Here is a 13,216-nt window from a genome sequence, read left to right as displayed (position 1 = left end):
CCTACCGGTTCTTCCTCAACACTCCTGGCAAGCATTCTTAATATACCTAATGGACGCAAAGGTGAGATTGCTATGTCAAAAATAAACCGTCGTGAAATTCGCAGCCAGGCCCAGGAATTTATTGATAACCTCAAGGGTGAGCATTTCCCCAATTCACGCCGTATCTATATCGAAGGCTCTCGTCCCGACCTGAAGGTCGGCATGCGCGAGATCCACCTGGCCGATAGTTTCAAGGGCGGCACCGAGGAAAATCCCATTCTCGAGCCCAATGCGCCGGTTCCGATCTACGACACCGCCGGCCCTTACGGCGACCCCGAGGCCGAACTGGATGTACGCAAGGGCCTGCCCCAGCTGCGTCGCCAGTGGATTCTCGAGCGTGACGATACCGAGGAGCTGGAAGGCGTCACTTCCGAGTTTACCCAGCAGCGCATGGCCGACGACGGCCTGGATCACCTGCGTTTCGAGCACATGCCCAAGCCGCGCAAGGCCAAGGCAGGCGCCTGTGTGACCCAGCTGCACTATGCCCGTAAAGGCATCATCACCCCCGAGATGGAATATATCGCCATCCGTGAAAACATGGGTCGTGAGCGGGTGCGGGACGAAATGTTGCTGCAACAGCACCCGGGCCAGAACTTCGGCGCCAACCTGCCGGAGAGCATCACCCCCGAATTCGTGCGCAAGGAAGTGGCCGAAGGCCGCGCCATCATCCCCGCCAACATCAACCATGCCGAATCAGAACCGATGATCATCGGTCGCAACTTCCTGGTGAAGATCAATGCCAACATCGGCAACTCGGCGGTGACCTCCAGCATAGAGGAAGAAGTGGAAAAGCTGGTATGGGCCACCCGCTGGGGCGCCGACAACGTGATGGACCTGTCCACCGGTCGCTACATCCACGAAACCCGTGAATGGATACTGCGCAACAGCCCGGTACCCATCGGCACAGTACCTATCTACCAGGCACTGGAAAAGGTCAACGGCGTGGCCGAAGACCTGACCTGGGAAGTGTTCCGCGACACCCTGATCGAACAGGCCGAGCAGGGCGTGGATTATTTCACCATCCATGCCGGCGTACTGCTGCGCTATGTGCCTATGACTGCCAAGCGGGTGACCGGCATCGTGTCTCGTGGCGGCTCCATCATGGCCAAATGGTGTCTGTCCCATCACAAGGAAAGCTTCCTGTACGAGCACTTCCGCGAAATCTGTGAGATCTGTGCCGCCTACGACGTGTCCCTGTCCCTGGGTGACGGCATGCGCCCCGGTTCCATCGCCGACGCCAACGACGAGGCCCAGTTTGCCGAGCTGCATACCCTGGGCGAGCTGACCAAGGTGGCCTGGGAATATGACGTCCAGGTGATGATCGAAGGCCCCGGCCATGTGCCCATGCACATGATCAAGCGCAATATGGAAGAGCAGCTCGAGCATTGCCATGAGGCGCCCTTCTACACCCTGGGCCCGCTGACTACCGACATCGCCCCCGGTTACGATCATTTCACCTCCGGCATCGGCGCCGCCATGATCGGCTGGTTCGGTTGTGCCATGCTGTGCTACGTGACACCCAAGGAGCACCTGGGTCTGCCCAACAAGGAAGACGTCAAACAGGGCCTGATTACCTACAAGATCGCTGCCCATGCCGCCGACCTGGCCAAGGGCCATCCGGGCGCGCAAATTCGCGACAACGCCATGTCCAAGGCCCGTTTCGAATTCCGTTGGGAAGATCAGTTCAACCTGGCCCTGGATCCGCAGACCGCCCGTGCCTACCACGACGAGACCCTGCCCCAGGAGTCTGGCAAGGTGGCCCACTTCTGCTCCATGTGCGGACCCAAGTTCTGCTCCATGAAGATCACCCAGGAAGTACGCGATTACGCCGCCGCCCAGGAAGCCATAGCGGTACAGCTGGTGGACATGGACGGCAACAACGAAACCGTGGTGGCCGGTATGGCGCAGATGTCCGAAGAGTTCAAGAAGCGCGGCGGTGAGCTGTATCACCAGGCCGACAAGCTGGAGCAGGAAAAGGCATGAACCGACCCATTGTCTGGACCATAGCCGGCTCAGACTCGGGCGGCGGGGCCGGCATTCAGGCCGATCTGCACACCATCAAGGCGTTTGGCGGCCATGGCTGCTCGGTGATCTCCTCGATCACCGCCCAGAACTCGGTCACCGTTTCCATGGTCGAGCCGGTGCTGATGCAGGTATTTACCAGCCAGCTGGCGGCACTGGAGAGCGACATGCAGGCCAGTGCCATCAAGATTGGTCTGCTGCCCACCGGGCTGCACGCCGAGGTGTTGGCCAAACACCTGCAGGAATATCGCAGGCAATGGCCGGTCAAGCCCTATGTGGTGCTGGACCCGGTGGCGGTGGCCAGTTCCGGAAAGGCCATGGCCGATGCCAAGCTGCTGCCGGCGTTGCAACGGCAGCTGTTGCAGCAGGTGGACCTGGTGACTCCCAACGCCCTTGAGCTGGAAGTACTGTCGGGCATAGCGCCCGACTCGCCCGAGCGGCTCAGGGCCGGTGCCGCCGCCCTGCTGGCGGCGGGTGCCGGGGCCGTGCTGGTGAAGGGCGGCCACCTGGCTTGGCCGGCCGAGCAGGCGCTCGATTACTACACCGATGGCGAGCGCGAGATCTGGCTGGCCAGCCCCCGGCTGGCAACGGGTCATGGGCACGGCACCGGTTGTACCCTGGCGTCGGCCATCGCCGCCGCCATTGCCCGGGATTACCCGATTGAAGATGCCCTGGTATTGGCCAAGGCCTATATCAATCAGGGCCTCAAGGGCGCCGAGGCCATCGGTGCCGGCGCCGGCCCGGTGGCTCATCTGGGCTGGCCGGAAAACCGCGCCGACTTTCCGGCGGTGGTGATGCCGGGCTCAAAACTGGGCGACCAGCTGGGACTGGCAGGCAGGCGGCCCGAAGGCGGATTCGCGCCCATGGATACCCATAACCTGGGTCTGTATCCGGTGGTGGATTCGGTGGCCTGGCTGGAGCGCCTGCTGAGCCTGGGGGTGCGCACCCTGCAGCTGCGCATCAAGGACAAGGCCGACGCCGACGTCGAGGCCGATATCCAGGCGGCGGTGGCGCTGGGCCGGCGTTTTAATGCCCGGCTGTTTATCAACGACTACTGGCGGCTGGCCATCAAGTACGGCGCCTACGGCGTACACCTGGGCCAGGAAGATATCGAGGTGGCGGATCTGGAGGCCATTCGTACCGCCGGTCTTAAACTGGGTCTTTCCACCCACGGTTATTTCGAGATGCTGCGCGCCCGGGAGCTTAAGCCTTCCTACCTGGCATTGGGCCATATCTTCCCGACCAGGACCAAGGACATGCCGTCCCGGCCTCAGGGTCTGGAGCGGCTCGAGCGCTACGTGGCACTGATGGCGGCGGAGTTTCCGTTGGTGGCCATCGGCGGTATCAGCCGTGAGCGGGTGCCGCTGGTGGCCGCCACCGGGGTCGGCAGTATCGCCCTGGTGACCGCCATTACCGAGGCGCAGGATCCGGATGCCACCACCCTTGAGCTGTTGGCGTTGGTGGAGGGAGACAATGCTCAGCGACAATGAATTTTTACGCTACAGCCGGCACCTGTTGCTGGAAGACGTGGGCGAGGCGGGTCAGCTCAGGCTGAAAAACGCTTCCGTGCTGATCGTCGGTCTGGGTGGACTGGGTTCGCCCGCCGCCCAGTATCTGGCGGCGGCAGGGGTCGGCACCCTGTGGCTGGCGGATCACGATCTGGTGGACGTCAGCAACCTGCAGCGCCAGACCCTGTATAACATGGACAGCCTGCAACACAGCAAGGCGGAGACGGCCCGGGAGAAACTGCTCGCGCTGAATCCGGACGTCGAGGTGATTGCCATCAATCAGCGGATGGATGCGGACAGCCTCGGTGATTTTGTCGCCGAAGCCGACCTGGTGCTGGACTGTACCGACAACATGGCCACCCGTCAGGCGATCAATGCCGCCTGTTACGCCTGGGGCAGGCCGCTGATCATCGGTGCCGCCATCCGTTTCGAAGGCCAGCTGCTGGCACTGGATCCGCAGGCCGGACACGGCTGTTACCGCTGTCTCTATGGCCCGGATATCAGCGAACGGCTCAACTGCAGCAACTCCGGGGTGATCGGCCCCGTGGTCGGCACCATAGGCCTGCTGCAGGCACTGGAGGCCATCAAGTGGCTGACCGGCACCGGCACAGTGCCGCTGGGACAGCTCAAGTTGTTCGATGCCAAGGCGCACAGCTGGCAGACCCTGACGGTGCCCAAGGATCCCGGTTGCCCCGTGTGTGGAGAGAAAAATGCAAGTCACAGTCAATGAAGAATTCCTGCAACTGACGCCCGGCACTAGCCTGCAAGGCATGCTGGTCCAGCTGCAACAAGACAAGCCCGGGGTGGCGGTGGCCCTGAACCAGCAGGTAGTGGCCCGCTCGCAATGGTCACAGATCACCCTGAACGGGGGTGATCAGATCACCCTGTTCCACGCCATAGCCGGAGGCTGACATGAGCCTGATCATCGCCGATAAAACCTTTAACTCCCGGCTGTTTACCGGCACGGGCAAGTTCAGCGACAGCGCCACCATGCAGGCGGCCTTTACCGCCACCGGCACCGAACTGGTGACCATGGCGCTGAAGCGGGTCGATCTGAAAAACCACAGCGACGACATCTTGCCTCCGCTGCTGGAACTGGGCGTCAACCTGCTGCCCAACACCTCGGGCGCCAGGGATGCAGACGAGGCGCTGTTTGCCGCCCGGCTGGCACGGGAAGCCCTGGGCACCAACTGGCTCAAGCTGGAAATTCATCCGGATCCCAAGTACCTGCTGCCCGATCCCATCGAGACCCTCAAGGCCGCCGAGTTGCTGGTCAAGGACGGCTTTATCGTGTTGCCCTACTGCGGCGCCGATCCCGTGCTGTGCAAGCGGCTGGAAGAAGTGGGTTGCGCGGCGGTGATGCCGCTGGGGGCGCCGATCGGTTCCAACAAGGGGTTGGTAACCCATGACTTTCTGGAAATCATCATAGAGCAGGCCAATGTGCCCGTGGTGGTGGATGCGGGCATCGGTGCCCCCAGCCACGCCGCCTATGCCATGGAGCTGGGCGCCGATGCCGTGTTGGTCAATACCGCCATCGCGGTGGCCGGCGATCCGGTGGCCATGGGCGAGGCCTTCAGGCTGGCGGTGACCGCCGGGCGCATGGCCTATGAGGCCGGGCTGGCCGGTCAGAGCCGCCATGCCCAGGCGTCCAGCCCGCTGACCGCCTTCCTGGAGACCCTATGAGCTTCTTCGATGTCTGGTCGTCCATGGACTGGGATGACATCAAGATGAGCATCTACGGCAAGCAGGCGCGGGACGTGGAGCGGGCGCTGGCCAAGCCGAAACGGGATCTGCAGGACTTTATGGCGCTGATCTCGCCGGCCGCCGAGCCTTATCTCGAGCAGATGGCCCAGCAGTCCTACCGGCTGACCCGCCAGCGCTTCGGCAATACAGTGGGGTTTTACATCCCCCTGTACCTGTCGAATCTGTGTGCCAACGATTGTACCTATTGCGGTTTCTCGATGAGCAACCGGCTCAAACGCAAGACCCTGAGCGAGGCGGAAATCGAGCAGGAATGCCTGGCGATCAAGGCCATGGGCTTCGATACGGTGCTGCTGGTGACCGGTGAGCACGAAGGCAAGGTGGGGCTGACCTATTTCAAGCAAATGCTGCCGATCATCAAACGTCATTTCAGCTATGTGATGATGGAGGTGCAGCCCCTGTCCGAAGCAGAGTACGCCGAGCTGCGCCAGTACGGCCTGGATAGCGTCATGGTCTATCAGGAGACCTATCAGCACCTGACCTACGATGAGCACCATATCCGTGGCAAGAAGAAGGACTTCCGCTGGCGGCTGGAAACCCCGGACCGGCTGGGCAGTGCCGGCATCGACAAGATCGGTCTGGGCGCTCTGTTCGGCCTGGAAGACTGGCGGGCCGACAGTTTCTACGTGGCGGCGCACCTGCGCTACCTGCAGAGGCATTACTGGAAAACCCGCTATTCGGTGTCGTTCCCGCGCCTGCGGCCCTGCACCGGTGGCCTGCAGCCCAAGTCGGTGATGACCGATCGCCAGCTGGTGCAGCTGATCTGCGCCTACCGCATGTTTGACGGCGAGTTGGAGCTGAGCCTGTCGACCCGCGAGGCCCGGGAGTTCCGCGACAAGGTGATCCCGCTGGGGGTGACCAGTATCAGTGCCGGCTCCAAGACCCAGCCCGGCGGCTATGTGGCCGATGACAAGGCCGAGCTGGAGCAGTTCGAGATCGATGACGACCGCAGCCCCGCCGAGGTGGCCAGGGCGATTGCCGCGACCGGCCTGCAGCCGGTATGGAAGGACTGGGACAACAGCTATTCCGCCAGCCGTTAGCCTGTAGCAACAAGAGGTCCGTTCATGCGGGCCTCTTGCCTATTCGGAGTCGGGCAGACGCAGGGCCAGCTCCCTGGCACTGAGGGCGGCCCGTTTTTCGCCCTGCACATGGGCCTGCACTATGGCCCCCTCCTTTAGCAGCCCCAGGGCCTGCGCCAGCCGGCTGGCGGCCGGTGCCGCCAGCCCCGTCCGTTGCAGGTAATCCGCCAGCAGGTTCATCACGGCTTCCTTGTGCCGGGCACATTGTCGGTGTACCTCGTGTCCGGGATCACCGTACTCACCGCTGGCATTGATAAAAAAACAGCCGTGAAAGCGGGTCAGCGGTGCCGCCCGATCGTTGAACCAGTCGTCCAGTGCCATGAACAGGGAGTGGATCACGCCCGTTACCGTTTGTTCTCCCTGCGCCAGCCGGGCATCGAGCCATTCCTGGTAGGCGGCGTCTCTGTAGGCAACCACGGCGGCCACCAGCGCCTCCTTGCTGGAGAAATGGTGATACAGGGTTTTCTTGGCGACGCCCGAGGCCTGCAGGATCTGGTTGATGCCCACGGCATGGATACCGTGCCGATAAAACAGCTCGAAGGCGGTTGTCACGAGTTGCTGCCGTTTATCCATGAGTTCCTCCGGTTGATGCGTGCATATTGACAGAGGTAGACCGATCTGTCTATCCTTGCCTTCATATGTAGACAGATCTGTCTACTTTTAATGAGGGGAGGGTGACGATGAGTAGTGAAAACGGGGTTTTCCGCCTGGCGGCGCGCTATCCGGCACTGGTGGCGGGCCTGGGTGCCATGTTGTGCATTACCACCCTGGCGGAGCTGGACGGCCTGGATGCCTCCAGTCTCTGGTTGATGGCACCATTCGGGGCTACCATGGTGATCCTGTTTGGCCTGCCGGAGAGCCCGCTGGCCCAGCCCAGGAACATCTTCTTTGGCCATTTGCTGACGACCCTGGTGGGCCTGATAATATTGACGTTGTTCGGGGTGCAACCCTGGTCGCTGGGCCTGGCGGTGGGGCTGGCGGTGAGCCTGATGCTGTTGACTGATACCACCCATCCACCGGCCGGGGCCAATCCGCTGATCGTGATGCTGGGCGGCCAGGACTGGGGCTTTCTGTGGTCGCCGGTGGCCTTGGGAGCGTCTCTGATCATCGTGGGGGGCCTGGTGTTTCACCGCGGCACGGGCCAACGCTATCCGGTTCGCTGGTGGTAGGGAAGTGGCTTAATCACTGCGCCTCTCAGGGGGATCCCAAAACGCTTTCAGATTGTTTAAGGCAGTCGGTATTACAGGGCAAGGCCGAGCATAACAATAACCGAAATATAAAAAGCCGAATGGATTGGAGGGCGCCAGTCGGGAGGGTAGATGAACTAAATGATCTATGGTCAGCGCACCTTGTTCAGTGATTTGCCACAATATTGATAATCAACATGGCGGTAGTACAAATAGGCCACAGGGCGGAACCCTGTGGCCTATTAAGAAACCAGGTCTCTTTGATTCGGCTTACAGGCCGTCAAGGTGGGCAGCAGAGACAAAAATCTTCTTGGCGTAGTCGTCAACAACCCAGGTTACGCGGGTACCTTTGGGGACTACAAAGGAATCTCCCTTGTTATACACATGGGTCACGCCACTGTCTTCCTCGATTATCTTGACGCTGCCCTCGACGATATAGCAGAACTCGAGCTTGGGATGGTTATGTTCCCAACTGCCGGCGGTGCAATCCCAGGTGCCGGCCTTGAAGTTGCCCGAGCTATGATCGAAATAGGTCACGTTGTTGGCAAAGGGTTCACCGGATTTCGGATTTGCCTTTGGCGCGGATGTACGCGAAACGGGCTCGGATTTTTCAAGGGTGATGACTTTTTCCTGGGTCATGACGTTGCTCCAAATAGATGACAAGAATACTGTTTTATAAGGCGTCCTCAATGCGAACGGGATGGTAGTCGGTTGATGGCATATCGTGTCGGGCGTAACCGGTTTGCCGACCGGGATGCACTACGGTAAAGGCTGTGCTCGCCAGCCCCGGTATCCCGGCCTTAACCGGATAAGGTTGTTATCCGCGGCCACCGGCAATCCACCAATAACGATACTGTGTCATGTGGATATCCAATGCAAGCCAGACATGGCTGAGGTGATAATTAACCGGCGATGTTCGGGGATATTATCGGTGCTGCATCGAACCGAAGGATCATTTGCAGGCAATACTTTTGTCTGTCTTACATCGGATATTCCCGCTGAATACCCGGATAAAAAGGTGTTTACCTAAAACCATCTGTTATTTCCATTCCGAAGCCATTTATGGACAGTCATTGATATTTTCCGGGACCCGCGCTCTGTAACGCGTTGCAGGCATGGGCACGCCCGTGCTGCCCGTTGTTCTCCTTTTCGGTAATTGTGTCGGACAGCTTTAGATGGATAATGGTCTCCGGTTTTATCCCTATCTACACAGTCAAGGAGGTCATCCATGGGGTATCTGAAGCGGTTCCCGGACAAGGACGGTTATTTCGGCGAGTTCGGTGGCGCTTTCCTGCCTCCGCAGCTGGAATCCCAGTTTGCCGAGATAAACAGGGCCTACCTGACCCTCGGGCGTTCCGCCGGTTTCCTCAATGAACTGCGCTATATCCGCAAGCATTATCAGGGCCGACCCACACCGGTTTATTACGCCCACAACCTGAGCCGCGAGGTCGGCGCCCATATCTATCTCAAACGCGAGGATCTCAACCATACCGGCGCCCACAAGCTGAACCACTGCATGGCCGAGGCGCTGCTCGCCAAGCACATGGGCAAGACCAAGCTGATCGCCGAAACCGGCGCCGGCCAGCACGGGGTGGCATTGGCCACGGCGGCGGCCTATTTCGGCATGGAATGCGAAATCCATATGGGCGAAATCGACATTGCCAAGGAATCGCCCAATGTAACCCGCATGAAGCTGCTTGGCGCCGAGGTGGTGCCGGTAAGCTTCGGTGGCCGCAGCCTCAAGGAAGCGGTCGACTCGGCTTTCGAGTCCTACCTCGGACAGGCCGACACCGCGCTGTTCGCCATCGGCTCCGTGGTGGGGCCCCATCCTTTCCCGCTGATGGTGCGTGATTTCCAGTCGGTGATTGGCATCGAGGCCAGGGAGCAGTTTATTGAAATGGTGGGTGAACTGCCGGATCAGGTGGGTGCCTGTGTGGGCGGCGGCTCCAATGCTCTGGGCCTGTTCAGCGCCTTCCTCGACGACGAGGGGGTGGGCCTGAACGGGGTCGAGCCCCTGGGACGGGGCACCGCGCTTGGTGAGCACTCGGCTACCATGACCTTCGGCAAGCCGGGCATGATTCACGGTTTCAAGTGCCTGCTGCTGTCCGACGACGAAGGAAATCCGGCGCCGGTGCATTCCATCGCCTCCGGGCTGGATTATCCGGGCGTGGGCCCCGAGCATTCCTTCCTCAAGACCGAGGGCAAGGTCAACTACCACGCGATCAGCGATGACGAAACCCTGGCAGCCTTCTACAGGCTGTCGCGTCTGGAAGGCATTATCCCGGCCCTGGAAAGTGCCCATGCGGTGGCCTGGGCTATCAAGCACGGCCAGGAAAATCCGGGTCAGACCATGCTGATCAACCTGTCGGGTCGTGGTGACAAGGACATCGATTACGTCACCGAAACCTTCGGCTTCGAAGCCAGGGGGTAACTTAAAATGGACGAGGGCGGGCATAGCCCGCCCTCGTCCGGGCCTGCACGCTGTCACATTATTTTTGTTTGCCAAAAGCCGTATTGTGATTATGATGTGGATCCATTTTAACCAAGAGGTCCGGCCAAAACCGGTAAATCATATGGACTGTTCGCGAAGTTGCTTGAAACGCATCTTTAGTTCTGCCGCACATCCTGTTTTTTCTGCGCTGTTGTCTTTCCCGCTGTTCCCGACCCTTGCCTCCCCATGCGGACTCACTGTTCGACCTTTTCCGACTCCGTGTGTCGGTCAGGCCTGATCGCAGGCCAATCTGTTTCTATCAAAATTGAATGTTAAGAGGTAAGTCATGGAATTCCTGATGGATCCATCCATATGGGTCGGATTGCTGACGCTGGTGATCCTGGAAATCGTGCTGGGCATCGACAACCTGGTGTTTATCGCCATCCTGGTGAAGAAGCTGCCGCCCCATCAGAGGGACAGGGCGCGGATCATCGGCCTGACGCTGGCACTGCTGATGCGTCTGGGATTATTGGGCGTGGTGTCCTGGCTGGTGACCCTGACCACGCCGCTGTTTTCGGTGGGCGAACTGTCGTTCTCGGGCCGGGATCTAATCCTGATGGCGGGCGGTCTGTTCCTGCTGTTCAAGGCCACCATGGAGCTCCACGAGCGGCTGGAAGGCAAGACTCACGAAGCCGATGCCAGTGTGGCCTATGCGGGCTTCGGGGTGGTGGTGGCGCAGATCCTGGTGCTGGACGCCGTATTCTCGCTCGACTCCATCATTACCGCCGTGGGCATGGTGGATAACCTGGCGGTGATGATGACGGCGGTGATCGTGGCCATGGTGGTGATGCTGGCAGCCTCCAAGTCGTTGACCGACTTTGTCAACGCGCACCCGACCGTGGTGGTGTTGTGTCTGAGCTTCCTGCTGATGATCGGTTTCAGCCTGGTGGCCGAGGGTTTCGGTTTCCATATACCCAAGGGCTACCTCTATGCGGCCATCGGTTTCTCGATCCTGATCGAGATGTTCAACCAGCTGGCCCGGCGCAACTTTATCCGCCAGGAGGAGCATATTCCCCTGCGTGAGCGCACCACGGCCGCCATCTTCAAGCTGATGGGCGCCCGTAATCAGCAGGAGGCGGAGCCCGAGCGCCTGCCCCAGCAAGACGAGGGACAGGGTTTTGTGGAAGAAGAGCGGCATATGATCAGCGGCGTACTGTCCCTGGCGGAACGCTCGATCCGCACCATCATGACACCGCGGGCGGATATCGTCTGGCTGGATGTGCAGGACAGTACCGAGGAGGTGATGGCCCAGCTGCTGGAAACCCCCCACAGCCTGTTCCCTATCTGTGACGGCGAGCTGGACAACATGCTGGGGGTGGTGCGCGCCAAGGAACTGGTGGCGGGCCTGAAAGAAGGCAAGACCCTGTCCGAGCTGGCCCGGCACCACGATCCCGTGATCGTACCTGAGAGCATCAACGTCATCCGGCTGATGGATGTGCTGCGCGAAGCCCGTGGCACCATGGTACTAATCACCGACGAGTTCGGCACCATCCAGGGGTTGGTGACGCCCCACGACCTGCTGGAGGCGATCGTGGGCGAGTTTCTCGACGAACACGAAACCCCCGAAGTGCTGCCTCAGGATGACGGTTGGCTGGTCAAGGGCAGCACCGATCTGCACTATCTGGAGCAGGTGCTGGACCGCAAGGGGCTGGTCGATCCGGACGATGAATACGCCACCCTGGCCGGCATGCTGCTGGCTTGGAGCGGCCGTCTTCCGGAAAACGGCACCGTGATGGAGCGGGACGACCTGCGCTTTGAAGTGGTTGAAGTAGCCGACTTCCGAATCGCCCAGGTGAAAATCACGCCTATCGCTGCCTAATCGCAGGCTGCTCGACCTCGTTCTGTCATATTCATACGGCGCCACTGGCGCCGTTTTTTCTGTCCCACGCACTCGAATGGGAACGCCCATTGGGCAGGCGCATCAGGCTGTCCGGAAAGGACGTTGACACCGACCAATTTGTTACATCATAACAACATATTATTACTGTTCTTAATCCGGGCAGCTCTCCATGCAGGCGGTGGCTCAGGTGGCCGAGGGCCACCATTATCTGGTGGATTACCCTTGGGTTCAGGCATGCTCAGACAGGCGGCGATCATCGTAGTTGAGCCAGCCGATCTTCTCGCTGGCCAGCCGGGCCACCAGATCCCGCTGGGGGGAAAGATAACGGCGCACCAAAATCAATTGATTACGAATACGGCCCAGCTGCCCCTGGGCCGGGCTTTCCCGCTCCAGTATGAGATCGGGCAGGCTTTCCACCAATTTATCGGCTCTGCCCGCTCCGCCAGCGTCTGCAACCCGCCCTCACTACCAAGCTACAGGCGATAAATGCACTGTCCCGACAACTGTTCCCCTCGGCTTTTCTCCCACACCTGTGAAAGCACCCGCTTGCACCCAGGTGGGATGGCCTACCCGATTTTGCTTGCCCGGTCTGCAATACTCAAGATCAGCCCATCTCTTGAGAGGCCACCATGCACCCTTGGCTTGTTCTGCTACTCAGTCTGCTCTGCGCCGGTTGTCGTACGGTCGAGGAGTGGCGGCCGGCGGGGAAGCAAGGGCAACCGCTGTATCTGGTGGATCACGGCCTGCATGTGGGGCTGGTGGTGCCGGCGGAAGGGCTGGCGCAGCGCCTTCCTGAACTGGGGGATACGTTTCCCGCCGCCCGTTTTACTGAGGTGGGCTGGGGTGATCGGGCCTTTTATCAGAGCGAACAGGCGGGGGCCGGGCTGGCACTGCGGGCCCTGCTCTGGCCCACGGACGCGGTGCTGCATCTGGTACCGCTGTCACAACCGCCGAAGGTGTATTTTTCCGGGCTACCGGTGCTTGAGCTGAAGGTATCGCCCGCCGGCATGGGGCGGCTGCTGAACGAGTTGGCGACGTCCTTTGCGCGGGACGAGTCAGGCAACCCCAAAGTCGTGGGGGCGGGGCGCTATGGCGGTGGCCGCTTCTACGCCTCGGTGGAGCGGTATCACCTGCTGCACACCTGCAATACCTGGGTGGCCCGGCGGCTGGTGGCGGCGGGGCTACCGCTGCGTCCGGCACAGGCGGTGACCGCCGACGGCCTGATGCGCCAGGCCCGTTCCGCCAAAGGGGAGTATGATAAGCTACATTCCCCCATAACAGACTGAACC

Annotated in this window: 12 protein-coding genes and 1 pseudogene; 10 read left to right on the top strand and 3 right to left on the bottom strand. The window is 60.6% G+C overall.

Translation table 11 applies throughout. The annotated features are described in order from the left end of the window. Positions 1 to 72: 72 nt before the first annotated feature. The 6 genes from thiC to thiH are packed head-to-tail and all read left to right on the top strand — an operon-like array spanning position 73 to position 6,370. Complete coding sequence (thiC, locus tag DCS96_RS18170) at positions 73 to 2,022, top strand: phosphomethylpyrimidine synthase ThiC (protein WP_116475829.1); 1,950 nt, start codon at positions 73 to 75, stop codon at positions 2,020 to 2,022. Next, a complete protein-coding gene (gene thiE / locus DCS96_RS18165) occupies positions 2,019 to 3,551 on the top strand; it encodes a thiamine phosphate synthase (RefSeq protein ID WP_116475828.1) in 1,533 nt (510 codons plus the stop codon). The genes thiC and thiE overlap by 4 nt, the downstream gene beginning before the upstream one ends. Then, positions 3,535 to 4,299 (top strand): HesA/MoeB/ThiF family protein, encoded by a 765-nt coding sequence (locus tag DCS96_RS18160; protein WP_116475827.1) that lies wholly within the window; start codon positions 3,535 to 3,537, stop codon positions 4,297 to 4,299. The genes thiE and DCS96_RS18160 overlap by 17 nt, the downstream gene beginning before the upstream one ends. Continuing rightward, positions 4,280 to 4,480 (top strand): sulfur carrier protein ThiS, encoded by a 201-nt coding sequence (thiS, locus tag DCS96_RS18155; protein WP_116475826.1) that lies wholly within the window; start codon positions 4,280 to 4,282, stop codon positions 4,478 to 4,480. The genes DCS96_RS18160 and thiS overlap by 20 nt, the downstream gene beginning before the upstream one ends. A gap of 1 nt (position 4,481) precedes the next feature. Further along, positions 4,482 to 5,252 (top strand): thiazole synthase, encoded by a 771-nt coding sequence (locus DCS96_RS18150; protein ID WP_116475825.1) that lies wholly within the window; start codon positions 4,482 to 4,484, stop codon positions 5,250 to 5,252. Beyond that, positions 5,249 to 6,370: a 2-iminoacetate synthase ThiH gene (gene thiH / locus DCS96_RS18145; RefSeq protein WP_116475824.1), complete on the top strand. Its 1,122-nt coding sequence runs from the start codon at positions 5,249 to 5,251 to the stop codon at positions 6,368 to 6,370. The genes DCS96_RS18150 and thiH overlap by 4 nt, the downstream gene beginning before the upstream one ends. 39 nt (positions 6,371 to 6,409) lie before the next feature. On the opposite strand, the gene DCS96_RS18140 is transcribed toward thiH, so the two are convergent. Next, the gene (locus tag DCS96_RS18140) at positions 6,410 to 6,982 is read right to left on the bottom strand and encodes a TetR/AcrR family transcriptional regulator (RefSeq protein ID WP_116475823.1); all 573 of its coding nucleotides are present in this window, start codon (positions 6,980 to 6,982) and stop codon (positions 6,410 to 6,412) included. A gap of 107 nt (positions 6,983 to 7,089) precedes the next feature. On the opposite strand from DCS96_RS18140, the gene DCS96_RS18135 reads away from it, so the two are divergent. Next, positions 7,090 to 7,578 carry an HPP family protein gene (locus DCS96_RS18135; RefSeq protein ID WP_116475822.1) on the top strand — a complete coding sequence of 163 codons (489 nt, stop codon included), beginning with the start codon at positions 7,090 to 7,092 and terminating at the stop codon, positions 7,576 to 7,578. Positions 7,579 to 7,866: 288 nt separating this feature from the next. Here DCS96_RS18135 and DCS96_RS18130 read toward each other — a convergent pair whose 3' ends face one another. After that, positions 7,867 to 8,235 carry a cupin domain-containing protein gene (locus DCS96_RS18130; protein ID WP_116475821.1) on the bottom strand — a complete coding sequence of 123 codons (369 nt, stop codon included), beginning with the start codon at positions 8,233 to 8,235 and terminating at the stop codon, positions 7,867 to 7,869. Between the two features lie 589 nt (positions 8,236 to 8,824). On the opposite strand from DCS96_RS18130, the gene trpB reads away from it, so the two are divergent. Then, positions 8,825 to 10,027, top strand: coding sequence for a tryptophan synthase subunit beta (gene trpB / locus DCS96_RS18125; protein ID WP_116475820.1), 1,203 nt, complete (start codon positions 8,825 to 8,827; stop codon positions 10,025 to 10,027). Positions 10,028 to 10,373: 346 nt separating this feature from the next. Next, positions 10,374 to 11,906: a TerC family protein gene (locus tag DCS96_RS18120; RefSeq protein WP_116475819.1), complete on the top strand. Its 1,533-nt coding sequence runs from the start codon at positions 10,374 to 10,376 to the stop codon at positions 11,904 to 11,906. A 267-nt stretch (positions 11,907 to 12,173) separates the two neighbouring features. On the opposite strand, the pseudogene zntB reads toward DCS96_RS18120, so the two are convergent. Further along, positions 12,174 to 12,359 (bottom strand): annotated as a pseudogene (zntB, locus tag DCS96_RS18115) (zinc transporter ZntB); the annotation flags it as partial. Between the two features lie 197 nt (positions 12,360 to 12,556). Here zntB and DCS96_RS18110 point away from each other — a divergent pair. Continuing rightward, on the top strand, positions 12,557 to 13,213 hold the full coding sequence (locus DCS96_RS18110) for a DUF2459 domain-containing protein (protein ID WP_116475818.1): 657 nt from the start codon (positions 12,557 to 12,559) through the stop codon (positions 13,211 to 13,213). Positions 13,214 to 13,216 lie beyond the last annotated feature (3 nt).

The organism is Zobellella maritima, from assembly GCF_003075035.1.
GTDB lineage: Bacteria > Pseudomonadota > Gammaproteobacteria > Enterobacterales > Aeromonadaceae > Oceanimonas > Oceanimonas maritima.
The sequence above is the reverse complement of the archived record's forward strand: the minus strand, read 5'-3'. Positions and strand labels throughout refer to the sequence as shown.